This is a genomic window from Mucilaginibacter sediminis (genome assembly GCF_051903035.1).
Lineage (GTDB): Bacteria > Bacteroidota > Bacteroidia > Sphingobacteriales > Sphingobacteriaceae > Mucilaginibacter.
In genome coordinates this window covers 1,839,370-1,865,109 of record NZ_CP170602.1, presented here as the reverse complement: position 1 = coordinate 1,865,109, position 25,740 = coordinate 1,839,370, and the positions used below count along the sequence as shown (strand labels likewise).

The 25,740-nt window shown below is 45.0% G+C and carries 12 protein-coding genes; 6 read left to right on the top strand and 6 right to left on the bottom strand.

Going from position 1 to position 25,740, the window contains the following annotated elements:
* The first annotated feature begins 128 nt into the window (after window positions 1–128).
* Genes ACFGVS_RS07230 through ACFGVS_RS07220 form a run of 3 tightly spaced genes read left to right on the top strand, consistent with a single transcriptional unit; the run spans window position 129 to window position 5,938 of the window.
* The gene (locus tag ACFGVS_RS07230; protein ID WP_439698062.1) at window positions 129–2,270 is read left to right on the top strand and encodes a hypothetical protein; all 2,142 of its coding nucleotides are present in this window, start codon (window positions 129–131) and stop codon (window positions 2,268–2,270) included.
* 60 nt (window positions 2,271–2,330) lie between these two features.
* Entirely contained in the window at window positions 2,331–3,476 is a 1,146-nt protein-coding gene (locus tag ACFGVS_RS07225) for a glycoside hydrolase family 88/105 protein (RefSeq protein ID WP_439698061.1), read from the top strand.
* Entirely contained in the window at window positions 3,476–5,938 is a 2,463-nt protein-coding gene (locus ACFGVS_RS07220) for a glycoside hydrolase family 31 protein (protein ID WP_439698060.1), read from the top strand. The genes ACFGVS_RS07225 and ACFGVS_RS07220 overlap by 1 nt, the downstream gene beginning before the upstream one ends.
* Window positions 5,939–6,001: 63 nt before the next feature.
* Here ACFGVS_RS07220 and ACFGVS_RS07215 read toward each other — a convergent pair whose 3' ends face one another.
* From ACFGVS_RS07215 to ACFGVS_RS07190, 6 genes are all read right to left on the bottom strand, one after another.
* Complete coding sequence (locus tag ACFGVS_RS07215; protein ID WP_439698059.1) at window positions 6,002–8,014, bottom strand: FAD-dependent oxidoreductase; 2,013 nt, start codon at window positions 8,012–8,014, stop codon at window positions 6,002–6,004.
* A 51-nt stretch (window positions 8,015–8,065) separates the two neighbouring features.
* The gene (locus ACFGVS_RS07210; RefSeq protein WP_439698058.1) at window positions 8,066–9,379 is read right to left on the bottom strand and encodes a glycoside hydrolase family 88/105 protein; all 1,314 of its coding nucleotides are present in this window, start codon (window positions 9,377–9,379) and stop codon (window positions 8,066–8,068) included.
* A gap of 289 nt (window positions 9,380–9,668) precedes the next feature.
* On the bottom strand, window positions 9,669–11,642 hold the full coding sequence (locus ACFGVS_RS07205) for a RagB/SusD family nutrient uptake outer membrane protein (RefSeq protein WP_439698057.1): 1,974 nt from the start codon (window positions 11,640–11,642) through the stop codon (window positions 9,669–9,671).
* Window positions 11,643–11,672: 30 nt separating this feature from the next.
* On the bottom strand, window positions 11,673–15,215 hold the full coding sequence (locus ACFGVS_RS07200) for a TonB-dependent receptor (protein WP_439698056.1): 3,543 nt from the start codon (window positions 15,213–15,215) through the stop codon (window positions 11,673–11,675).
* Between the two features lie 149 nt (window positions 15,216–15,364).
* Window positions 15,365–16,561 (bottom strand): FecR family protein, encoded by a 1,197-nt coding sequence (locus ACFGVS_RS07195; RefSeq protein ID WP_439698055.1) that lies wholly within the window; start codon window positions 16,559–16,561, stop codon window positions 15,365–15,367.
* 116 nt (window positions 16,562–16,677) lie between these two features.
* Window positions 16,678–17,241, bottom strand: a complete 564-nt coding sequence (locus tag ACFGVS_RS07190; protein WP_439698054.1) for an RNA polymerase sigma-70 factor — start codon at window positions 17,239–17,241, stop codon at window positions 16,678–16,680.
* A 377-nt stretch (window positions 17,242–17,618) separates the two neighbouring features.
* On the opposite strand from ACFGVS_RS07190, the gene ACFGVS_RS07185 reads away from it, so the two are divergent.
* From ACFGVS_RS07185 to ACFGVS_RS07175, 3 genes are all read left to right on the top strand, one after another.
* Window positions 17,619–18,407, top strand: a complete 789-nt coding sequence (locus ACFGVS_RS07185) for a rhamnogalacturonan acetylesterase (RefSeq protein ID WP_439698053.1) — start codon at window positions 17,619–17,621, stop codon at window positions 18,405–18,407.
* Window positions 18,408–18,809: 402 nt separating this feature from the next.
* Window positions 18,810–24,458 carry a HAMP domain-containing protein gene (locus ACFGVS_RS07180; protein ID WP_439698052.1) on the top strand — a complete coding sequence of 1,883 codons (5,649 nt, stop codon included), beginning with the start codon at window positions 18,810–18,812 and terminating at the stop codon, window positions 24,456–24,458.
* A 34-nt stretch (window positions 24,459–24,492) separates the two neighbouring features.
* Window positions 24,493–25,728 carry a hybrid sensor histidine kinase/response regulator gene (locus tag ACFGVS_RS07175; RefSeq protein WP_274212937.1) on the top strand — a complete coding sequence of 412 codons (1,236 nt, stop codon included), beginning with the start codon at window positions 24,493–24,495 and terminating at the stop codon, window positions 25,726–25,728.
* Window positions 25,729–25,740: the final 12 nt, after the last annotated feature.

The following is a 25,740-nucleotide window of genomic DNA, read 5'->3' as shown; positions in this document are numbered from 1 at the left end:
CTCTCGCAGGATATTCGGGATTTTCAGGGTCGATTTGCATACGGGAGCTGCAATTATGCGTCTCTACATTAAAAATAAAGGGTTTAACCCACAGCTTCTGAGGAAAACTTAAAGAATAAGAAGGAGAGATGAAGAAACTACTGCCTGTATATTTTGCAATTTTTGCCTGTGCCTGGCCGGTTATTATAAAGGCGCAAATCCCAATAAACCGCAAGGCATTGGTGCAAAGGCACAATGTGATCAATAAGGGTACAGATACCTTATCATCGCTGTCGGTTGGTAATGGTCGTTTTGCTTTTACGGTTGATGCTACCGGTCTGCAAACCTTCCCCGAACATTATGATAAAGGCATTCCGCTGGGTACACAATCAGAGTGGGGTTGGCATAGCTTCAAGGATACCATGGGTTATAAGTTTGATGAAACATTAAAAACCTATACCCTCAATGGCCGTAAAGTTACGTACGCGGTGCAATGGAACCAGCCCGGGCGCAGTAGGGATGCAGCTAACTGGTTCCGCGAAAATGTGCATCGCTTACAACTGGGCAATCTTGGTTTTATACTATTGCATGAGAATGGAACCGAAGCAAACATCAATGAAATTCAAAACATTCGCCAGGAACTCGATCTCTGGACGGGCGCCATCAACAGTACTTTTACTTTTGACGGCGAAGCAGTAAGCGTACAAACCTATGTCCACCAGGGGCAGGATTTGGTGGCAGTAAAAGTTCAATCTAAATTATTGAGCCAGGGCAGGCTAAAAGTAAGGCTGCGTTTTCCGTTTCCTACCAATCAATTTACTGACTATGGCGATAACCGGAAAAACCCTGAAAAACATTATTCAACTGTCATTTCATCAGGTCGGCATCAGGCCTCCATTATTCATCGTTTAGATACTAACCAATATTTTGTGCGCCTGGATTGGCAGGGATCTGCAGCCGTTAAAAATACCGCCGTTCATCAGTTTGTGTTATCCCCGCAGGGCAAAACAAATCTGTTAACGTTTACCTGTTTGTTTACCCCACGCAAAACCGCAGCGGTTTTACCGGGCTTTACTCAAACGCAGGCAAACAACATACAGCAATGGAGGGCTTTTTGGCAAAGCGGCGGCGCGGTTGATTTTAGCGGCAGTACAGACCCACGGGCCAATGAACTGGAACGGCGGGTGGTGCTATCCCAATACCTTACCAAAATACAATGCTCGGGCCATCAACCGCCTCAGGAAACCGGGCTCACCTATAATAGCTGGTATGGTAAACCCCACCTTGAAATGCACTGGTGGCATGGTATTCACTTTGCGCTTTGGGGACGGGAGCAGCTGCTGGAAAACAGCATGGCCTGGTACCATCATGTTAAAGTTAACGCACGTGCTATAGCTAAGCGGCAGGGTTACGATGGCGTTCGCTGGCAAAAAATGACTGATCCTGATGGTAATGAAAGCCCGTCATCGGTAGGCGCGTTCCTGATCTGGCAGCAGCCGCATTTTATTTATTTTGCCGAGCTGGATTACCGCGCACATTCCAATAAACAAACCCTAAATAAATACAAAGACCTGGTATTAGCCGATGCCGATTTTATGGCCTCGTTCCCCACTTACGATAAAGAGCATGATCGTTATAATTTAGGCAAGGGCATTATACTGGCACAGGAACGTTATAAACCCGAAGACACGTTTAACCCAACTTATGAGCTGCAATACTGGCGCTGGGCGCTTACAACCGCCCAGGAATGGCGCAAGCGTTTGGGCATGCAACCCGATAAAAAATATGCGCTCATCCTGAAGAAACTGGCAGAGCTACCCCAAAAGGATGGCGTTTACCTTGCTGCGGAGAGCTCGCCCGATGCTTATACCAATCCGAAATTGAAAACGGATCATCCGGCGGTATTAGCGGCCTATGGTATGCTGCCTTATAACAATAAGCTGGATACCCTAATAATGAAGAAAACTTTTGACCTGGTATGGAATGTATGGGACTGGAAAGATACCTGGGGCTGGGATTTCCCGATGACAGCCATGACTGCTGCCCGCTTAAATATGCCCGAAAAAGCCATGGAGGCCTTATTTATGCCCATAAAAACCAATACTTACCTGCCCAACGGTCATAATTACCAGGATGGGCGCTTACGCCTCTACCTGCCAGGCAACGGCGGATTGCTGGCTGCTGTAGCCATGATGTGTGCCGGCTGGGATGGTTCAACTATCGCTAATCCGGGTTTCCCAAAAGATGGGAAGTGGAAAGTAAGATGGGAAGGACTTAAAAAAATGCCTTAAAAAAAGCCGGAGATAATAACCTGTGAATTAAATGAATAGAAATACATCAAAACCTACAATATGAATAAACTATTTGCAAAACTGAAAATGATACTGTGCACAGGTGCAATCATGGTTACGGCGGGCGCTGTACACGCCCAGCTGCCATCAAAAAGTAAAGTATTGGCCGATATGACTTTGGCTAACAACTATTTTATGCAAAAATGGCCGGATGCAGGTGCTTCTGTTACCGTAAAAGGTGTTACCCGAACCAGTAACCTGTGGACAAGAGCGGTTTATTACGAGGGTTTGATGGCGATGTACAAAATAGATCCGCAAAAAAAATATTATGATTACGCGGTTGACTGGGGCGAAAAACACCAATGGGCGCCGCGTGGTGCCGTTGATACCCGGAACGCCGATAACCAATGCTGCGGCCAGACATATATAGACCTGTACCTGATAGATAAAAAGCCGGAACGTATAGAGAAAATAAAGCAAAGTATCGACCTGATGGTCAATAGCGAAAAACAGGATGACTGGAGCTGGGTTGATGCGCTGCAAATGGCCATGCCGGTATATGCCAGGCTTGGCGCGGTTTACCAGGACGATAAGTATTATGAAAAGATGTTCGCCATTTATAACTATACCAAAACAGTGCATGGCGGCAAGGGCCTGTACAACACTGCCGATCATCTTTGGTGGCGGGATAAGGATTTTGTAACCCCTTACAAAGAGCCCAATGGCGCCGATTGTTACTGGTCGCGCGGTAATGGCTGGGTATTGGCGGCCATGTTACGCGTTTTGGAGGTAATGCCCAAAAAAGCCCCGCATCGCGATGAATATTTAAATGTTTATAAAGAAATGATTGAAGCCCTGGTACCGCTGCAACGTGCGGATGGTTACTGGAATGTGAGCTTAAAAGACTCTACCAATTTTGGCGGCAAGGAATTAACAGGTACAGCGCTGTTTGCCTATGGTATGGCCTGGGGCATCAACCATGGCATCCTCAAAAAGAAAACCTATTTACCTATAGTAACCAAAGCCTGGAATGCTATGTCGGCAGAGAGTTTACATACAGATGGTATGCTGGGTTTTGTGCAGGGAACCGGCAAGCAACCTAAAGACGGGCAACCGGTAACTTATAACAGCGTGCCCGATTTTGAAGATTATGGTTTGGGCTGTTTTCTGCTGGCAGGCAGCGAAGTTTATAAATTGAGTAAATAATGAGGAAGGTTACGCTGTTTCTTGTGCTTGTTTTAATGTTCACCTTAAACGCATTTGCGCAAACGGGTATTGGCAGTAATAAGTCGGGATATAAAAAGCAAGGCAATACGCTGTATTTTAAAAATGTTAATGGCGATGTCCAAATTGAGTTTTGTTCACCGTCCATGTTTAGGGTAAGGGCAAGCTGGAGCCATAATTTTTTGGCTGATGAGCATTTAATGCAGGAAAACTATAACTGGCCTGCAGTAAATTATAAGATAACTGATGCAAAATCGGCTTACGTTATTCAAACATCTGCGTTAATTATTACGGTTATTAAATCGCCTTTTATTATCAATGTATCCGATGCTAAAGGCGTAATGTTATCATCTGAATATGTACCAAAAAGTGGTGGTATGCATCATATGGGCGATACGGTGATGTGTATCAAGCAATTGATGCCCAATGAACACTTTTTCGGCTTTGGTGAGCGTATGGATTTTACAGATCAGCGTAACAAACTGGTAAATTTAAATGTGGGCAGGGGCAAAAACAAAGATAATTTGCTGGGCGCCTATAACATCAACGAAGCAAACTATTGCCCGGTGCCGTTTTTTATGAGCACCCGCGGCTATGGTATTTATCTGCATAATTCATCGGCCACAGCATGGGACATGGGCAGCAAAAGTGATGAAGAATACAGCTTTAAAGCCAATGATGGTGAGCTGGATTATTACTTTATTTATGGCCCGGCTTTCCCGGTCATATTAAACAGCTACCTGTCAATAACCGGCAAATCACCTTTATTGCCGCGCTTTGCCTTCGGGTTGCATATGGGAACCTATAGCGGCGGCACCTGGGGACATGAGGAACTTACATCTGATAAATATGTGATTGAGCTTGCACGCAAGATGCGCGAAATGGGGATCCAGGTTGATATCCTGTTCCTGGATTCTACCTGGCGGTTGTTTGGTAAAAACGGGGGCAAGGGCGCTACAACCTTTGAATGGCGCGAAACATTTAAAAACCCCAAAGCCATGTTCGATAGCCTGTACGCCATGAACTTTAAAATGGTAGGATTGCACATTCGCCCACGGTTTGATAATGCCAAAAACCTGAATCTGCTCGACCAGGCGCAGGCCAAAGGTTTTACCTACCCCGAAAACGGCAAGCCGGGCGAGTTTGTGAATTTTTTTGATCAGCAGGCTACCAGCTGGTGGTGGGATAACGGGGTAATGAAAGTAGCTTCCATAGGCGCCAAATTCCTGAAAACCGATGAAGGCAGCGCCTTTGGTTCATTGGCAAATGAAAGTGAAAAGGTGGGGCCTACCGGTAAAGAGGTTGCGCAATTGCATAATGTTTTCCCTATAGCTTATGCCAAAGCCCCATATTTAAAGTTCCAGGAATATAATGGCATTCGCGGCTTGAACCAGACCCGCGAGGGATACTCGGGCATACAGCGTTATCCATACATTTTTGCCGGCGACTGGCCGAGCGAATGGCAGTATTTTGCACCGGTTATTAAAGCCGGGTTAAATATTGGCTTGTCGGGCGTAGGGTACTGGGCGCATTGTATGGGCGGTTTTGAGCATGCTGCCGATCCGGAGTTATATATGCGTTGGGTGCAGTTTGGTATGTTTAGCCCGGTTGCTATGGTATTCGGCATGGATCACCCGGGTTATAAAGAGCCATGGAATTATGGGGCAGAAGCTTTGGCCAACTTTAAAAAATATGATGATTTGCGATACCGGCTGATCCCTTATATTTATAGCAATGCCTATAAACAATACCAAACAGGTATGCCGCTGATGCGTGCTCTTGTACTGGAGTACCAGGATGATCCGAATACGTATAATATAGCCGATCAATATTTATTTGGTGATAACATGATGGTTTGCCCCGTAACTGTAAAGGGAGCTCAAACACGTACGGTGTATTTACCAGCCGGTGTTTGGTTTAACTATTGGACGGGTAAAAAATATAACGGAAAACAATATATCCATATATTAACACCCGCCGACCAGTTGCCGCTATTTGTAAAAGCAGGCAGTATTATCCCTATGCAACCGGCTATGAAATATATGGGTGAAAAACCCGTGGATGTGATTACTCTGGATATTTTTCCGGACCAGGCATCCGAATTTAAACTGTATGAAGATGATGGTATCAGCCTGAAATATCAGCAAGGCGAAAAAGCGATCACTCAAATTACGGTAGCAAATGTTACCGGGGGCTGGGAGTTGAATATTAAAAAACCTGTGGGCAGTTACACCCCCGCGCCACATGGTTACCTGGCTAAAATACATTGGAGTAGCGATAAGGAGCCATCCATGGTAATTGAAAATAAGGAGATTTTAAAAGCAGTGAGCCGTCCCGATGAATTAAATAGTATCGCTGGCTGGTATTACGATAAAACGGACCATTTATTATGGATTAAGGCAGCTCATAGCAATAGAGGGGATGTTATGCTTAGCTTTAAATAAAGCTAAGCCTGTTTCATCATTTCAAGTGGTTTTACTATTGTGAAGCCGGGACCGCCACTTCAATTACCTGGACGGTACAAAAAGCACGGCATCGGCAACGGTTGTCCCGTTGGCGTTTTCGTTGGAGATTTGTACATAAGCCTGTTTGTTTTTTGATAGGTAGTAAGATCCTAAAGAAACCCACTCTCCCGATGTTTGCCCTTCAACCTGGATAGTTGTCTGGTCAATGATCTTTTCGGTTGTGTTTGTCCCGTTAAAAATGGTGATATGGGTTTTAGCTGATGCGTTTTTAGTTTTTGGAAAATAAACGTACACGTTATAGTTGCTGCTTTTAACAATCTCCGGCCTGAACTTAACCGAATTGAGTGCGCCGGTTTTAGACGTATCGATAAAATAGGTTGGACCATAACCACCCGATTGTGCAACTTTCCAATCCCCGGTTATTTGAACGTGAGCGGTATCGTCGTTATCAACCAGAACCTCGGGTGTGCTGCCATCTGCAAGCGGATTATTTTTCAATAGTTTCTGTACTGCTTTAATATCAACCAACTGTACAGGTATTTTTTTATCAATAGCCTGGCAGGCAGCAACCGCGGCCGACTGCCCCAATACCATAAATACAGGCTCCATACGAATGGAACCGTAAGCAATATGCGAAGCCGACAGGCAAACCGGCACTAAAATATTTGCTACCTCCGCAGGTTTTGGAACAATGGCCCTGTATGAAACCGGGTAGGGGCCAAAACCGCCAACTTCAACATTGCCTTCATTTTTTACCATACCATTTACCACTTGCCTGTCGCAATTATGCGAGTCCATGGTATAGGCGGCCATTGCAATACCGTCATTGGCAATCTCTTTACCCTGGCAGTATTGTTGGGTCATTACCAGTTGTCCTATCATTCTGCGGGCTTCCCTGATATAAAGCTGGGGAGTCCAGTTTCCATTATCCGTATATTCATCTTTCGGGTAGCCCCATTGTTTCATTTCATTACGGATGTTAGCCGGTATCCGCGGATCGTTTCCAAGGAAATATAGAAAGCCTTTTGTATAGGTTTCGTGGTCCTCCCGGATTTTTAATCTTGTTTCATAATCAGCTTCGGGGTAATCCCAGTTCATGCCTATCATATCGGTAGAAAAACCGCCTTTGTTATTAATGTCGGTCTTCCCATTAGGCATTTTGCTTATAATAAGCACATCGTTAATTGATTTCCAGGGCGCTTTTTCCTTTAGGCGGAGCAGCAATTCATATTTCTGAGGATCGTAGTTTTCCGGCCTTGTAATGGCTATACGATTTTCAGGCACATTGGTTAAGGTAATACGAAAGTTATAAGCCTGTACTTTTTTATCTCCGGAGCCCATTGCCTGTAAGCTGATGTTAGCTATTCCCCATAATAAACCGCTCTTAGGATCACCTGGTACTTTATACGGGTCAACGCCGTCGGGAAACTGGTGGCCATCCATAACTTCAACGCCGTTTATGGTTTCATGATACTGGCCGTTTGCTTCCCGCCCAACCGTGTACGAAACACCCGAACGGGCCATCAAATCGCCTTCGTAGGTGCAGTCAATAAACTCCTTTGCCTTAATGATAATATTGGTATGGGCGGTGGGTTTCAAAGAATTTTCAACTACCATTTCGGTCAATAGGTTACCGTTCTTATTTACTTTGATAAGGCGGTTTCCCATCAACACGGTAAAACCTGCTGTTTTTGCGTATTCGTTAAAAATATCCTCGGCCACCTTTGGCTCAAATATCCATTGCTCAAATTTTCCGTAATGCTGTCCAATTTTCCGGTAAAAATCTCTGGCCAGGCCGGTAACCACATATTTGTTGCCGATATCGGTATAGCCTAAGCCGCCCGAGGTCATGCCGCCCAAATGATTCCCAGGCTCAACCAATACCACTGTTTTGCCCATTTTTTTTGCTGTATAAGCCGCAATTACACCGGCACAGTTGCCGCCATATATACAAACATCGGCTTCAAACGCTTTGATGTTTTGTGCATACAGGGGCCATGCCGTACTAAAATGAGTTACTATGATTAACAGGATGATTATTTTATGATTTTTCATAGTTGTTTTTTTTAAACGTTCAATAACCAGGTACGGCAAGGCCGGCTACGCTTATTTGGGTACCTGTACCGCACTGTCGTTAATTACAAACGGGTGGTTTTGCAGCATGCGGTAAATTTCGGCCCCTGCCAGCAAAACCGGGCCGTAACCATGCGCCGCATAGTTATTTACTGGCCGGTAGTAATAAAAAGCAGGATCGAACCCCATGCCTGTACCCACGCAGGTACCTTCTACCTGACCTTTGTCATTTACTTTTGTACCCACGGCGTTCCAGGCAAGCAGTGCCGCTGGTCCGTAAGCTTTGGCATCCAGCCATCCCTTATTGATAGCTCTTGCAAAGCAATAGGCATAAATTGCCGTTGCCGAAGTTTCGAGGTACGAATCGTTCCGGTCAAGCAGCTGGTGCCAGAAACCCGTTGCATCCTGGCGCTGTGCAAGGCCGGCCGCATGTTTTTTTAGCATCTCTGTTAAAAACATTCGTCCCGGATGATCCTGCGGCAGGGCATCAAGTAATTCAATAGTTGTTAAAATAGCCCAGCCATTTGCCCTGGCCCAATGAAACTGTGGGTGCGGATCCATATCCTGAACCCAGCCATGCATAAATAATCCGCGTTCGGTGTTAAACATTCGTTTGCTGAATAATTGGTATTGCTTCACCGCCTCATCAAAATACTTTCTGTCGCCGGTAAGTGCGCCCATTTGTGTCAGGGCCGGAAGGCTCATATACAGATCATCAAGCCATAATGTATTTGGGTGAGGGCGGTTACGTGCCAGTGTACCATCGCTTAGGCGAAATTGTTTTGTTAGGATATAGCCGATATAGTTATCAATTATTGGCCGCAGATCCGGCTTTACGGCCCCTGTTTTTACGGCTTTGATCATGGCTGCGGCCATTGACCCGGCATCGTCAAGCGCCTCGGGGGCGATTACCGACTTTACGGGTGTTACTGCCAGTGGCGAGGCTTTTAGATAGGTTTTAAAGGCAGCAACAGCGTTACCAATATAACTCAACCGGTTTACGGTGTAGTCTGTAAATTTTTTATCCCCGGTTGCTGCACCTGCCTCCAGCATCCCAGTGTAAGTTACGCCCCACTCATAGCTTATCAGCCTGAAATCGGCGGCTGCAAAAACACTGTTGGAGTTTACCTTGTCGAAATTGTTGATTGCCTGCCCGCTCGGCTTATCAATGAGCTGGTAGGGGGTAACCCCATCCAGGTAATGGTGTACCCTGTCCAGAACAGCCTTAACATCAGCTTGTTTTGTTTCTCCGTATGGGGTTATATAAGCTGGTTTAAGCAAATGTAATGGGGTGGTTGCATCATTGTTTTTTGAAACGGTATTTTGACTAAATGATGCAAACGACATTGTTTGTAATAAAAGCGTGATAACAACGCAGTTTAAAATACGCCGCAAATGTTGGTTGCTGCCTAATATATTATCAGATTGATTCATTAAATAATGCAGTTAATGTAATAATAAGTTAAAAATCAAAAGTCAAAATTCAAAAAGGCATTTGTATAATGGCTTTTTGAACATGTTACGTGTAAAACTATAGTTTAATAATGATTCAAAGGCTTTTTTGATGTGATCGCAAGAAAACCACAACACCTCAAACAGTATATTCCTGGTTGAGGTGTTGTCAGGTGGTTACTACTTACCAACCCGGATTTTGGTAGGCGCTTTTTTGGCTGGGCGACATGGGCTGACCATTTATAGTAGTAGCGTCAATCTGTATTTGAGGAATTGGCCTTAACTTATCCCTGGCTATAATGCTTGTGGCATCCTTGTTAAACAGTTTCGTTCTGTCGTACAAGGTTTCTGTACGTACAAGGTCTTCCCATCGGTAAAACTCGCCGCATAGTTCACGGGTGCGCTCATTTAGCATAAAATGAATAAATCGGTCAGCCGTACCTACTACCGTAGGCGGATAATTTTCACTTGCCGCATTAGTCATAAATAAATCGGTGGTGGCCATTAATTGCGGGTACGTGTCAGATACATCGCCGGGTGTACCGCCATCAAACATATATGTTTGCGGGTTTCTGAATTCACCGGCATGGTATGCGGCCCTTTGCCGCAGTTTGTTAACGTAGTTCAGCGCGGCTATATAGTCGCCTTTGCGCCCGTACGCTTCGGCGGCAATCAGGTAAGTTTCGGCCAGCCGGGCAACTATACCGTTACGTATCCCGCGTTCTTCATTATAATCGTTCGTTACACGTACCGGATCAAGCATTTTTACCAGGGTGAGATACTTGTTGTTGTTAAAGCCTTGCTGTATGGGCCCCCCGGGTGTATTAGTATAATATCGGGCATAAACGGTATACCTGTATTTAGCTAATTGTTCTTTGGTTAACGGCGTGCTTTTGGTATTTACTATAAATAATGCGGCGGTGTCGCCGATACCAAACTTGTACGAGCCCACCAATGATGGATTAGGAGCGTCGGCCGAGGTAAATTTAGGTGTACCGGTGTTGGTGTTAGAGTAAAATACCGTACGGAAGCTTTTATAAAAGCGCGAGTCGTTTTTTCGGTCGAACAAATCTATGGTGTAATCAGAAGGTCCTAAGCGGCGAAAGGGCCTGCCGTTAAAGTTATCGGCATTTCGCGCCATTCCGGGTATGCCCACATCATACTGACAAATGTAATATTCATGTGTACGGTTACCGGTGTTGCCATCCAATGTAAGATCTTTGATGAACTGGGCTGCAAAAATGATCTCTTTGCTGGCCTGTGCTGTTTGAAACCTGCTGATATCGCCGGAAGGGGCCGAGCCGTTTTGCCCTATAGCCGGGGTGGTCACCTTTGGGTAACCAGCAGGATAAACACCATTCCAGATATTCATATAATCGCTCTCAAGCATGTAGTACGGACTGTTAATTACCTGCGTAGCATAATAAGCCGCGCTATCAATATCTGTTGGCTTTTGACCTCTGGCATCGGTAACCGCGCTGCCGCGGGTTAAATATACCTTGGCCAAAAAATGCTGTGCTGCACCCTGGGTAGCCCTGCCCTGGTCTGTTATAGTTGGTGTAAGATTAGCCGCAGCGAAACGAAGATCATTAATAATTTGTTTATATACATCGGCAGCAGATGCACGCGCGAAATCAGTTTGCTTGCCGGTAATTGGCTGCAATACCAGTGGCACACCTGCAAACTGCTGTACCAGCTGAAAATAATAATACCCCCTCAGAAACCTCAGTTCGGCTATGCGCTGGGTAACCTGCGCCGGCGTGCCCAGACTTTTTGATGTTGTACTTTTAAAAAGCGGCAGCTGCTGTATACCCAGATTACAACGGCCAATACCCTGGTAGTTATTTACCCATAAGCCATTTAATAAACCTTCGGCAGGGTTAAGGCTTGCTGCATAACTGTTATAGTATTCATAGTTAAACTGATCGCCCTCAATAAATTCATCGGTACCAAAATTGTATAAGGCATATGCCTGCTCACCTTCAAATTTGTTGCGGAGCGGGGTATAGGCAGATCGTACCAAATCCTCTAAACCCTGGTCGGTGTTATAATACTCCTGCGTAAGGGTGCTTACCAGGTCTTCTTTAAGGTATTTTTTGCATGATGCGATATCTAAACCTATCATGAGTAAAATAACCGGAATGATATATTTTTTCATTTTATTATCTTATTAATTATAACCAATTGTTTACAAGCCCGCTTTTATCCCGAATACCAAACTTCTGTAGCTGTATGATGTAGGGCCAGGGTTATTGGTGCTGCTTGACGGATAGGAGCTTGAATAAGGCATTGTTTCAGGATCGTAGGTTTTGTATTTGCTAAACAAGAAGGGGTTAACCGCGTTAACAGAAAATGATAAGCTACGCATCTTTATTTTATTAAGTAACGAGGCCGGTAGCTGGTATGAAAGCAAAATACTCCGCACCCGTACAAATGATCCGTCCCTGAAACCGTTGGCCTGCCAGTAAAGCGGTATGTCGCTGGTAAGGTTGGGCTGCGGATAATCATTGGAAGGGTTGGTTGGTGTCCAATAGTTTAATTTTATCGACTGATAACGGCCAACAAGCGAAGGGCGTGGGTCGCGCACCAATCCGCCATGACTGATATACACAAAGGCCGACAATTCAAAACCTTTATAGCTAAGGGTACTATTGATGCTGCCGGTCCACTGTGGATTTGGCGAACCCAACAGTGTTTTATCAGCTTCGGTAATTGTAGTATCACCATTCAAATCCTGTACGCGGATGCGGCCCGGCTGTAAGGCGGTATTGGCCTTGTTACCGGCTTTTTTCCAGAAATAGTCATACAAAATTCCGCCAGGCAATGCATCGCTGTTCTGGAATATGCCTTGTCTTTTATAATCATAATATGACCTGATAGGTGCACCTATGAACCATTGGCTCGAAACGTTGTTATTACCCGAGCCATCCAGCGATGTGATAGCCTCTTTATTTTTGGAGAATACAAAATCGGTTGTCCATTTAAACCCGCCCTGGTTAATATTGACAGTTGATAATGCCACTTCAATACCACGGTTCCGTACTTTGCCCAGGTTAACCGTAATATTACTATAACCGGATGCATCAGGTAATTTCTGAGGCTGAATTTCATTTGAGTTAGATTCATAAACGTCAATGGAGCCCGATATTCTGCCCTTAAATAAACCATAATCCAGGCCTATATTTTTGGTTACGGTTTTTTCCCAGGTTAAGTCAGGGAGTGGTAAACCATTAGGTGCGTAACCCTGGGCCGGGCTTACACCAAAATTATAGTAGGATAGGTTTAAAGTACCGTTGGTTAAATATGGCCTGATACCGGAGTTACCCACAGAACCTATACCACCGCGTAACTTTAGCTGATCAACAAAGTTTACTGCTCTCATGAAGTTTTCCTGGTCGATACGCCATGCCACGGATCCTGACGGAAAGGCTTTACCCTTATGTTGTTCGGATAACACAGAAGAGCCGTCATATCTTTCTGCCAGGGTTAAAATATACCTGCTGTTGTACGCGTAAATTACCCTCCCCAAAAACGATGCTAACTGATATTGTGAATAGCCTCCTTTATAGGTTACCACCCCTGTGGCATTATTTTGTAAGGAGTACCACCTTTGCGATTCATAATTAAGGCCGGCGGCCGAAGCGTTGGTGGAGTCTCTCCGGTCTTTCAACAACTCCTGTACTGCGGTTACACTGAGGTCATGCTTTTTGGCAATGGTGGTACTGTATGACAATTGGTTTTGCAGTGTCCAGGTCAGGTTTGAACTTGTGTTGAATGAGGCGTTTGCCGCGCCGCCCGCCCGCGACGATGAAATTGAACCATTAAATGTGCCATTCCTGGCGCTGGATACGTCGGCGCCAAAAGTGCTTTTTAGTGTCAATCCCTTATAAATATTAGCTTGTACATACACGTTGGCCAGCAAATGGCTTACGCGGTTTTCATTAATGATATTGGTAACATCATTAAGGGGATTAATAATATTACTGTCGTTGCCCGGGAACAGTACAAAATTGCCGCTACTGTCATAGGGCTCGGCCAAAGGTAGTTGCCCCGATGCTGCGCTGTAGATATCAGACCCGGTGTTTTGTATGGCATTGGCGTAAGTGATATTACTACCTGCCGAAAAGTAGCTTACCGGCCTGAAAGTGGCGCTGTTTGATATGCTGTACCGCCTGTAGTCCTGCCCCGGTATTATGCCATTTTGTTTTAGATAACCTAAGGAAAAAGCATTGCTGAATTTTTCGGAGCCACCTGCTATAGAAAAATTGTGGTTTTGCGTTGATCCTGTTCTTAACGCCTTGCTTTGCCAGTCAAAAGTAGGAACTTTGGAGGCATCGTAAATAGCTACATTATCAAGTACCGGGTATCCCAGGCTTGAAAGTAAAGCTTTTTCGGCATCTGTAGTAGGCCGTGTGGCTACATCAAAAATTCCATTTGTGGGGTCGTATTTGGTAAAGGAGTATCCGGCCATAACTTTATTTAACACATTAGGGTCTGCACCAAAAAGTTTATAGTCTGATGCCGGATCGGGGAAATAGCGCTGGCTGCTGCTTGTGGTGCTTAATCCGGAATTGTATGATTTGCCCCCTACATAAGCATCCCTTTTAAACTGTGCATAATCAGGTCCGTCAAATACGTTTAATTTTCTCAATATATTATCAAACGATGTGCTGCCGCTATAGTTAACGGTTACCTTACCTGCCTTTCCTTTTTTTGTGGTAATTTGTATAACCCCGTTAGCACCTCTTGAACCATAAATGGCTGTAGCCGAAGCATCCTTCAATATATCCACCGATTCGATATCCAGGGGATTAATGTCATCAATACTATATGATACCGGAACACCATCAACAACAAACAAAGGGTCGTTGGTGGCATTTAATGAACGGTTGCCCCTGATACGTATAGCGGAGCCCGCTCCCGGGCGATAAGAGCTTGGCCGTACAACCAGGCCAGGTGCCTGTCCCTGTAAAGCGGTGCTCAGGTTAGCCGCGGGTACCTTGTCCATTTTCTCTACGTTAACCGATGCTATAGCGCTTGATACATCGCCCCGTTTTTGCGTACCGTAGCCAATTACCACAACTTCGCTTAATGACCGTGATTCGGGTATTAATTTAACATCTACCACAAGGCTGGTGCCTAAGGTAACCTCCTGTGTTCTAAAACCAATAAAACTAAATATTAACACCCCGTTTTGAACATTGTCATCAGGAACGTGCAGGTTATATGAACCATTTCCATCGCTAACAGCTACGGCATTTGTCCCTTTCAGTTTAACGCTTACACCTGGTAGGGGCTGGCCGGTTTCGTCGGTAATTTTACCCGTAATGGTTACAGGGGGCACCGGCGGGGCATTATCCATCACGTCGGCCTTTGGTTTTAAGATGATGGTTTTGTCAAAAATCTGGTAGGTAAAAGGCTGACCTGCAAAACATTCCTTCAATACGGTTTCTAAGGGCACATCTTTAACTTCGATAGAAATCTTTTTTGTTTTTTGAAGCAACTCGTCAGTATATAAAAAACTGTAATTAACCTGCTTGTTAATTTGCTGGAATATCTTCTGCAATGAAACATTTTTTTCTGACAGGGTAACAGTTTGCGAATACGAGATTGCGCTTACGTGCATACTGCATACCAGTAAAATAACAGTGGTTAGTTTCATAATCAGGAGTGTTTTAAATACCGGCTTGCGCAGCCGGTAAAAACATTCATAGTAAAAATTAAAATTCATACTTTTACATCATATAGGTTGAATAATCAATTGGTTAGTAATCGCATACGGCCAGCTATTGATCCTGTATCTGCCGGGGGCGCTCCAACGCTTCCGGTTTTTTTGATCAATGCCTTCTAATTGTTTTTTTTCTTAAATTTTGGAAGCCTTTACCTGCTTACGGTAATTTTGCGGCCATCAATCCCGAAATGAACCCCTCCTGTAAGTTCAAGCATATTTAATATTTGCGACAGGTTGTTATTGCGTGATATACTTCCCGAAATGTGGGTTTGAGGTATTCCGCCTTTGTATTCCACTTCAACATTGTACCACCTGGCAATTTGTTTCATTACACTTTCCATGTCTTCCCCGTCAAAAATGAAAAGATCATTTTTCCAGGCTACAGATTTACTAACATCAATGGGCTGTATTTTAATTTTCGGCGAGTTTAGTTTAATATAGGCCTGTTGCCCCGGCATTATTGTTTTGCTGCGCCCGCCTGTGTATATTTTAACCGATCCTTCAAGTAAAGTGGTTTTTACGACTTTTTCATCGTTGTAAGCATGTATGTTAAAATGGGTACCCAGTACCTGTACCACCGTGTTGTTTGCAAACACTTTAAAAGGCTTCAATTTATTTTTGGCAACTTCAAAATAAGCCTCGCCGGTTAAATAAACCTTACGCTCAAGCTGGTTAAACACCATTGGGAATTTTAAAGACGATGCAGAGTTTAGCCAAACCATACTACCATCTGGCAGCAATATTTTGTATTTGCACCCGGTAGGGGTAGTAATAGCATTAAGTTGGTTTTCAACAAGATTGCCTATACTATCAGTTATATGGTAACTAACAAGGCCTTTATTAACGCTGACTTTTATGCCAGCGTAATTTTTAACAATCCCGGCCATCCGACCGTTTATGGTTATTACGGAACCATCGGCCAAAGTAAGTTTAGCTTTATCCGTCCCCGGGGGGACGTCATTTTTGTAGGGTGTATTTTGCGATGCTGCAGCTTGTTGTTTTACAGGCTGGGGGCTTTTATAAAATATAACGATCACAGAAAACAGGATAAGGATGGCTGCCGCATACTTCCACTTTAGCATGAAATAATAAACCTTATTGGTAAAGGATGTTTTTTGTGTACGAATAACAATGTTTTGCCAGGCGTCGCCTGTTTTTATAGAGGCGAGGAAATCCAGGTCGGCCTTTGTCAATTCCTCGTCCTGCAGGTTCTCCATGAGCAAAGCATTTTCGGGCTTCGCGTTTATCCAGGCATTCAGCTCAATTTCTTCAATTGCAGATAACTCTCCTTTCAGGCGCCTGGCAATAAGGGCAGCATACCGGTAGGCTTCGTAATTGTTGTCCATAAATAATATTTAGGTTGTGCCTGGGGCACATAACTGGTAATATTAATAAGGACACTTGAATGTAACAAGGGGGTGACAGAGGATGAAAAAAAATATTTTAGAGAAAAAGCCCGAAATTAAAAACAGGAAAATGCAATTAATACAACAAAAAGCTCGGGACTCAAATTGCCCCGCAGTACTTTAAGGGCCCTTTGTTTTTGGGTTTTCACCGTATTAACTGATATACCCAATACATCGGCTATTTGATGGTTTTTCATATCATCCAGGTAGCTCATCCGGAATATTTGCTGGCAGCTGCCGGGCAGTAATTCAATTGCCTGGTATATCTCGGCCAGTACTTCGGTCCTGATAATGGTATGAAATATGGTTTCGTCAGCAGGAATGCCATGCAGGCTGTTCATATGCTGTTCGGCCACCTTATTATGCCTGATAACATTTAGGCTGGCATTTTTTACCGTACTGTAAAGGAAATTTTTTATGGCCACCGGATTGCTGGAAACATGATTGCAGTTATCCCAGAATTTCACAAAAGCATCCTGGGCAATATCCTCGGCCTGTGGTTTATTGTTAATGATCTGGTACGAAAAATAAACCAGTCGGTTGTAATAATCGTCGAATAAATTTTTTAAATCAGTTTCGCTGTAGGTTTTACTTTGAATATCTAAAACATTGTTTTCCATTACAGATAAAGTTATAACAGTCAGGTACAGGAAGATGTTATTTAATAAGCAGGTTTAAACTTGCGGCTTATGATAATAATTGGTTTAACTAATGTAGAAATAAATTCACCGCCATGTGTCCTGCTGTGTCCTGTACTAAATAGAGTACAGGTTTTATCAAGCCTAATCTCATGAAAAAAGTGAAAAGGCTATCTACATCAGTATGGAACAGGATGGTATTGAATAATTTATTCTTTAATATTGACTCCTGCAATCTAAATTATTCAAAGGATACAGCGTCCTTTTCATTAATGATTCATAACCAATTGGAAAATTTGAGAAAAATCAGCTTGTGCTGCCGTTTGGCCTTTTATCTGCTTTTAAAAAACACCATACATATGAGTACCAAAATTAAACCTAAAGGCCTGTTATTTACCGGCATTTTAATAGGCGCTGTGCTGCTTATGTCGTTTATTATTACACCTGGCCGGGTCACCGTTTACCTGGCGGGTGATTCCACTATGGCCATAAAGCAGCCTAAAGCTTTTCCCGAGACAGGCTGGGGGATGCCCTTCAGCTTGTTATTTGATAGTACCGTAACAGTTGATAACCGCGCACAAAACGGCCGGAGTACCAAAACATTTATCAGCGAAGGTTTGTGGGATGGTATTGTAAGCAGCTTACATGAGGGCGATTATGTATTTATACAATTTGGCCACAATGACGAAGTGCCCACCAAAAAAAGCTACATCAACGAACAGGGATATAGGGATAATTTAGAAACGTTCATCCGGGAAACAAGAGACAAAAAGGCAATTCCGGTATTGCTGACGCCCGTGGCACGAAGAAAGTTTGATACAACGGGTACCGTTGTTGGTACACATGAGGTATATTCGGCAATAGTGCGTAAACTGGCCGATGAACAAAAAGTGCCACTAATTGACCTGGATAGAGAGAGCCAGGCTTTATTTCAAAAGTTAGGGCCCGAAGAATCAAAAAAATTATTTAACTACCTGGCTCCGGGCGAGAGTATTAACTATCCTAACGGCCAGGCTGATAATACGCATTTTAGTAAATTGGGGGCCCGAAAAATAGCCGGAATTGTTCTAAATGGAATCCGGTTGTTAAAGCTTGAACTTGCGCGGCATATCGCGCTTTCAAACCTTAAACCTGTAGATGAAAAATAAGTGGTGATTATTATGTTGCTAACTGCGGCGCCCACAATGTAAACTGATTTTTTTGTGTAATTAACTCATTGTAAGTGTATTATTGCATTTAGATCGTGTGGTGCTCAACCGAAGATAGCCGGTTGCGTTGCGCCGATATTTATAGGTTTTCTCGTGGCGAAAAAATTGCGCCAAAAAAAATAAATTTTAAAACAATTTCTCGAATATTTGTTTTATTTGCTGTCTGATTGCCGATGCTTTATTATACCTGAAAAATATTTTCTTTGTAATATTTTAGCCTTAACTGTTTAGAAATTTACTGTCGCTTTTTTATCTTTACTATAACGGATTTAACCATGCGTTGCTTCCCGTTGTTTATGTAACAGCTATTTTAAATAAACTGATCACAATTTAACTCTTCTCATGAAGGACGACATTTTAGAAAACATCTTGAATGAAGCCGGCGTTACACAGGCTGACACCGAGACCCTTGACCTTAAAGAATTACTTAAAGTACTGTCACTTGTTAAAGGGGGCAGGCTTAATGTGCGCATGCCGGTAACCCAGGCCGGCATCAACGGCCGCATTTGCGAAGTACTCAACGATATTATCGATATGAACGAGCGCTTTGTGGCCGAGATATCTGCTGCCGAGAAAACCATTGGCAAAAGGGGTAACCTGGGCAAACGCATCGAACTATCGGATGCTAAAGGTGAGTGGGCCAGCGGTGTAAATTCATTAAACAACCTCATCGAAGATCTTACGTCGCCTACGCTGGAAATTGCGGGTATGATTAATTCCGTAGCCAACGGAGATTTATCTAAACATATCCCCTTAGAGATAAAAGGTCATCCGCTAAAAGGGGAGTTTTTGCGCATAGCCAAGGAATCAAACCAGATGCTTTCCAAACTCCAGCTGTTCTCCATGGAAGTAACCCGTGTAGCCCGGCAGGTAGGTTCGGAAGGTAAGCTGGGCGAGCAGGCCAAAATTAAAGGCGTAGCGGGCGTGTGGGCCGAACTTACCGACTCGGTAAACCAGATGGCCGGTAACTTAACAGCCCAGGTTCGTAACGTAGCCGCAGTAACCACGGCTGTGGCCAAGGGCGACCTTTCCCGCAAGATCACGGTAGAGGCCAAAGGCGAAATCCTTGAGCTGAAAAATACCATCAATACGATGGTAGATCAGCTCAACTCTTTTTCATCCGAGGTAACCCGTGTGGCGCTCGAGGTAGGTACCGAAGGTAAGCTGGGCGGCCAGGCCAAGGTACCGGGCGTTGCCGGTACCTGGAAAGACTTAACAGATTCAGTAAACCGTATGGCGGGTAACCTTACCTCGCAGGTGCGTAATATAGCCGGCGTAACCACAGCGGTGGCCAACGGCGACCTTTCTAAAAAAATTACGGTAGACGTAAAAGGCGAAATGCTCGAGCTGAAAAAAACCATCAATACGATGGTGGATCAGCTTAACTCCTTCGCATCCGAAGTAACGCGCGTAGCGCTTGAGGTAGGTACCGAAGGTAAACTCGGCGGCCAGGCCCGTGTAAAAGGTGTAGGTGGTGTATGGAAAGACCTGACCGACTCGGTAAACCAGATGGGAAGTAATCTTACCGACCAGGTACGTAATATTGCGGGTGTAACAACCGCTGTGGCCAAGGGCGACCTTTCGCGAAAAATTACGGTGGATGCCAAAGGCGAGTTGCTGGAATTGAAAAATACCATCAATACGATGGTGGATCAGCTTAACTCTTTTTCTTCGGAGGTAACCCGCGTGGCCCGTGAGGTAGGCTCCGAAGGGCAGTTAGGTGGCCAGGCCAACGTGCCGGGCGTAGGTGGTACCTGGAAGGATTTGACCGACTCGGTAAACCAGATGGCGGGTAACTTAACCGGGCAGGTACGTAACATTGCCGAAGTAACCACCGCGGTGGCCAAAGGCGACTTATCTAAAAAAATTACGGTTGACGTACAGGGCGAAATGCTGGAACTAAAGATCACCATTAATACGATGGTGGATCAATTAAACTCCTTCGGTTCGGAGGTAACGCGGGTGGCCCGGGAGGTAGGTTCGGAGGGGCAGCTGGGCGGCCAGGCCAACGTGCCGGGTGTAGGCGGTACCTGGAAGGATTTAACCGACTCGGTAAATAAAATGGCCGATAACCTTACCTCGCAGGTACGTAATATAGCCGAGGTAACCACTGCTGTGGCCAAGGGCGACCTTTCGCGAAAGATCACCGTAAACGCCAAGGGTGAGTTGTTAGAGCTTAAAGATACGATCAACACCATGGTTGACCAGTTGCGCGGTTTTGCATCTGAAGTAACCCGCGTGGCACGCGAAGTAGGTTCGGAAGGGCAGTTGGGCGGCCAGGCCAACGTGCCGGGCGTGGATGGTACCTGGAAAGATTTGACCGACTCGGTAAACAAAATGGCGGGTAACCTTACCGCGCAATTAAGGAATATTGCCGACGTGTCGATTGCGATTGCAAACGGCGACTTATCTAAAAAAATTACGGTTGACGTTAGGGGCGAGATCCTGCAGTTGAAAGAAACCATTAACACGATGGTTGATCAGTTGCGTGGTTTTGCATCCGAAGTAACGCGCGTAGCGCGGGAGGTAGGTACCGACGGTAACCTTGGCGGCCAGGCCTTTGTGCCGGGTGTTGCAGGTACCTGGAAGGATTTGACCGACTCGGTAAACCAGATGTCGAGTAACTTAACGTCGCAGGTGCGTAACATTGCCGAGGTAACCAAGGCGGTGGCCAGCGGCGACCTTTCAAAAACGGTTATTATCGACGTAAAGGGCGAGATCATGGACCTTAAAAACACCATCAACACGATGGTGGATCAGCTTAACTCCTTTGCATCCGAAGTAACGCGTGTTGCCCGTGAAGTAGGTACCGAAGGCAAGCTTGGTGGCCAGGCGCATGTAAAAGGTGTGGCCGGTACCTGGAAAGATTTAACTGACTCGGTAAACCAGATGGCATCTAACCTTACCGGGCAAATTCGTGGTATTGCCAAGGTGGCTACCGGTATTGCCAAAGGAAATCTTAAACAACGCCTCTCCATCAATGCTTTAGGCGAGGTGGCCCAGCTTACAGATACCATTAACGAAATGATTGATACCCTGGCGGTATTTGCCGATGAGGTAACCACCGTAGCCCGCGAGGTAGGTGTGCAGGGCCGTTTGGGTGGCCAGGCCAGCGTGCCGGGCGCTTCCGGTACCTGGAAGGATTTGACCGAAAACGTAAATCAGCTGGCACAAAACCTTACCGTACAGGTGCGCTCCATATCTGAAGTAGCCTCGGCAGTAACCAAGGGTGACCTTACCCGTACCATACGCGTGGAAGCCAAAGGCGAGCTGGAAGCTTTGAAGGATACCATTAACCAGATGATTGCCAACCTGAAAGGGACAACCTTACGTAACCACGAGCAGGATTGGCTGAAATCAAACTTAGCTAAATTTGCACAAATGCTTCAGGGACAGCGCGACCGGAACGCGGTGGCCAACAAAGTACTATCTGAGCTTGCCGAACTGGTGAACGCCCGTTACGGGGCGTTTTATATACTGGAGCAGCCCGAAGCCGCGGACGAGCCCAAACTGAAACTTTTTGCAGGTTATGCCCAAAAGAGCCGCAAACTCATCAACCAGGAGTTTTCGCTGAGCGAGGGGCTGGTTGGGCAGTGCGCTACGGACAAGGAAAGGATCAGGCTTGCCAATGTACCAAATGAATATTTACAAATTAGTTCGGGCATAGGCAATGCGGCGCCTATCGACCTGGTGATATTGCCGGTACTTTTCGAAAACAATGTAAAAGCGGTTATCGAACTGGCGTCTTTTGAAAACTTCAGCGATACCCACATCGACTTCCTGGATCAGCTTACCGAAAGTATCGGTATCGTGTTAAACAATATTGAAACCAATACCCGTACCGAGGAATTGCTGAGCCAATCGCAGTCATTAGCCAGTGAGCTTTCGGCTCAGCAGGAAGAGTTAAGAAGGGCGAACGACGAGCTGCATGATAAAGGCCGCTCACTGGAGGAAAAGGCAGAGCAGCTTACGCTTACGTCTAAATATAAGTCGGAATTCCTGGCCAATATGTCGCATGAATTACGCACACCGCTTAACAGCTTGCTGATCTTGGCGCAGCAGCTGTTTGAAAACCCCGAAGGTAACCTTACCGAAAAGCAGCGAATGTTTGCCAAAACCATCCATTCATGCGGGGATGACCTTATCCAGCTGATTAATGATATCCTCGACCTTTCGAAGATTGAATCGGGCGTTATTGCGGCGGATGTGATGCCGGTTAGCTTTAAAGAGATAGCCTCCTTTGCCGAGTCAACCTTTAAACCGATATCCGAGGCTAAAAACCTGAAGTTTGAGATCGAGGTAGAGGAAACCCTGCCCGAAATGATGGAGACAGATATGCAGCGACTTAACCAGATCCTCAAAAACCTGCTCTCAAACGCGTTTAAATTCACCGAAAAAGGACGGGTTAAACTTCATATTTTCCGCCCTGCGGCAGATCATGAAAATCCAATTGGCGCCCCGGGCGAGGTAATCGCCTTTTCTATCGAGGATTCCGGAATCGGTATCTCCAAAAATACGCAAGGGATCATTTTTGAAGCCTTTCAGCAGGCCGAAGGTTCAACCAGCCGTAAATACGGTGGTACTGGCCTTGGCTTATCTATCAGTAAAGGCTTCGCCGAGTTGTTAGGCGGAACGATTACGGTGGGCAGCGAATTGGGCAAAGGCAGTACATTTACCCTTTACCTGCCACTAAAATATAAAGAAGAGAAAACGCCGGTAATAAAAATCAAAGAAAACCTTTCTGTATCGCACCTGCGTACCAACCTGGCCGAAACAGCCGAAATGGTGATAGATGATGACCGCCACAATATTTTAGCCGAAGATAAGGTGTTACTTGTTGTTGAGGATGACCTTCGCTTTACAAAGATCCTGATAGATAAAGCCCATGATATGGGTATAAAAGTACTGGTGGCAATAAGTTACCTCGAGATTTTTGATAACATCCTCAAATACAATCCTATTGCCATCACCCTTGATGTAAATATGCCCGAATCAAACGGCTGGAAGATCCTTAAATTGCTGAAAAGCGATATCAATTTAAGGCATATCCCTGTACATGTTATATCGGGAGAGGATAACAGGGTGATGGCGCATAAGCTTGGCGCTAAATCATTTAGCCTTAAACCACTTTCAAATACATCGCTGCAGGATTTAATTACGGGTATAGTAAGCTTCCACGAGCATGCCAAAAAGCGGGTGCTGGTGATAGAGGATAACGAGAGTGAGCTTGGCAGGCTTTCTGAATTATTATCAAGCGACAGGGTGGAGGTTGTTGGCGCAGCTACAGCTAAAAAAGCATTGTCGGTACTTAAAAAGGAAATGTTTGATTGTATCATCATGGATTTTGTGCTGCCGGATGCCAACGGGCTCGACCTGATCAATAAAATAAACCTGTTAAAACAACAGCAAACTACCATCCTGCTGCATTCAGCGCGTGATTTTACACAGGATGAATTGATCCTGCTTAAACGCCTTAACCACAAAATCATCGCTAAAACTTCTTCGTCGCACGTTTACCTGTTAGAAGAGATTTTGGTACTGTTGCATGTTGATAAAAAGTACATTAGCGAGAGTAAATTGAAAATGATTGACAGTGTGCGCAACCAGGCCGATATACTTGACGGTAAAAAAGTACTGGTTGTTGATGACGACGTACGTAACCTGTTTGCCTTAACCGCGGTATTTGAAAGATCGAAAATAGAGGCGATTACTGCCGAGAGCGGACGCGAAGCGCTGGAAATATTGAACAAGGACAAAACAATAGATATAGTGTTGATGGACATTATGATGCCCGAAATGGACGGGTACGAGACGATCCAGATCATCCGCAAAGAGGCCCGGAATAAAAACCTGCCGATAATAGCGGTCACCGCCAAAGCCATGATAGGCGACAGGCAAAAATGTATCGCCTCGGGTGCATCAGATTATATCACCAAACCGGTAAAAACCGATCAGCTGCTGTCCCTGATGCGGGTGTGGCTGATTAAATAACCATATCGATAACAAAGTACTTTATACGCGTAAAATGGACGATACCGGTATCATCAAGATCCTGTTGGTAGATGACAATGAAAATAATTTGCTATCGATGAGGGTAGTGCTGGAAAAAGATCAGTATGCTTTTTCCACCGCTACTTCAGGGCGCGAAGCGCTCCGCATCCTGCTGAAGGAGGATGACTTTTCACTTATCCTGCTGGATGTAAAGATGCCGATGATGGATGGATATGAAACCGCCGAGCTTATTTATCAGCGGGATAAGCTACGACGCATTCCTATTATTTTTATAACGGCGCATGATTACGAAGAGGCTGCCGTGTTTAAGGGTTACAAAGCCGGCGCGGTAGATTTTGTAAGGAAGCCGTTCAACCCGGATATCCTGCGGTCAAAAGTGGCTGTTTTCACCGAGTTATACCAGAAGAACCACTTACTGAAACAGCAGGAAGAAAAATTGCAACTGATTAATAACGACCTCATCCAGCTTAACCAGGAACTGGAACAGCGCGTACATGAACGTACCATTGCGCTGGAAAACCTGAACCATGAGTTGAAGGCACTTAACCTGTCAAAAGATAAGTTTCTGTCGGTTATCTCGCATGACCTGCGCAACCCTTTAACATCATTGCTGGCTTCATCAGAAAACTTAAAAAGAGATGCCGATAAGCTAAAACCCGAACAAATCAAATTGTTATCGGGTATCATCAACCGCACTTCTAACAAAATTCTCAGTCAACTAAATGAGTTGGTTGAATGGGCCAAAAATCAACGCGAGAAAACAAGTTTCCAACCCGTAAAGCTGCACCTGGCCCATGGCATCAATGAATCACTTGACTTGCTGCGCGAAACGTCCAGCCAGAAAGAAATTAGTCTTGAAAACGGGGTTGACGATGATATTTATATCATGGCCGATACTTTGATGTTCCGTTCTGTTTTGCAAAACCTGGTTACCAACGCCATTAAATTCACGCCGCATGGCGGCGGCGCTGTAAAAGTTTCCGCCTGTGTTGAGGCTGGCATGGTAGAGATTTGCATCCGTGATAACGGCATAGGGATGTCTGAAGACACCAAAGCGATGCTTTTTGGCAATGGCGGCCGGACATCCATTTTAGGCACCAATATGGAAAAAGGCAGCGGACTGGGTCTGTTACTGGTAAAGGATTTTATAGCAGCCCATGGCGGCACCATCAGCGTGGATACCGAAGTTGACAAAGGCACCTGTTTCCGGTTTACTTTACCACATTTTACAGAACAGCCGGAGTTGTAAAGTGGGGGATAA

Coding starts and splice junctions, on each gene's coding strand:
- ACFGVS_RS07230 (WP_439698062.1), top strand. CDS start 129: ATGAAGAAACTACTGCCTGTATATTTTGCAATTTTTGCCTGTGCCTGG.
- ACFGVS_RS07225 (WP_439698061.1), top strand. CDS start 2,331: ATGAATAAACTATTTGCAAAACTGAAAATGATACTGTGCACAGGTGCA.
- ACFGVS_RS07220 (WP_439698060.1), top strand. CDS start 3,476: ATGAGGAAGGTTACGCTGTTTCTTGTGCTTGTTTTAATGTTCACCTTA.
- ACFGVS_RS07215 (WP_439698059.1), bottom strand. CDS start 8,014: ATGAAAAATCATAAAATAATCATCCTGTTAATCATAGTAACTCATTTT.
- ACFGVS_RS07210 (WP_439698058.1), bottom strand. CDS start 9,379: ATGTCGTTTGCATCATTTAGTCAAAATACCGTTTCAAAAAACAATGAT.
- ACFGVS_RS07205 (WP_439698057.1), bottom strand. CDS start 11,642: ATGAAAAAATATATCATTCCGGTTATTTTACTCATGATAGGTTTAGAT.
- ACFGVS_RS07200 (WP_439698056.1), bottom strand. CDS start 15,215: ATGAATTTTAATTTTTACTATGAATGTTTTTACCGGCTGCGCAAGCCG.
- ACFGVS_RS07195 (WP_439698055.1), bottom strand. CDS start 16,561: ATGGACAACAATTACGAAGCCTACCGGTATGCTGCCCTTATTGCCAGG.
- ACFGVS_RS07190 (WP_439698054.1), bottom strand. CDS start 17,241: ATGGAAAACAATGTTTTAGATATTCAAAGTAAAACCTACAGCGAAACT.
- ACFGVS_RS07185 (WP_439698053.1), top strand. CDS start 17,619: ATGAGTACCAAAATTAAACCTAAAGGCCTGTTATTTACCGGCATTTTA.
- ACFGVS_RS07180 (WP_439698052.1), top strand. CDS start 18,810: ATGAAGGACGACATTTTAGAAAACATCTTGAATGAAGCCGGCGTTACA.
- ACFGVS_RS07175 (WP_274212937.1), top strand. CDS start 24,493: ATGGACGATACCGGTATCATCAAGATCCTGTTGGTAGATGACAATGAA.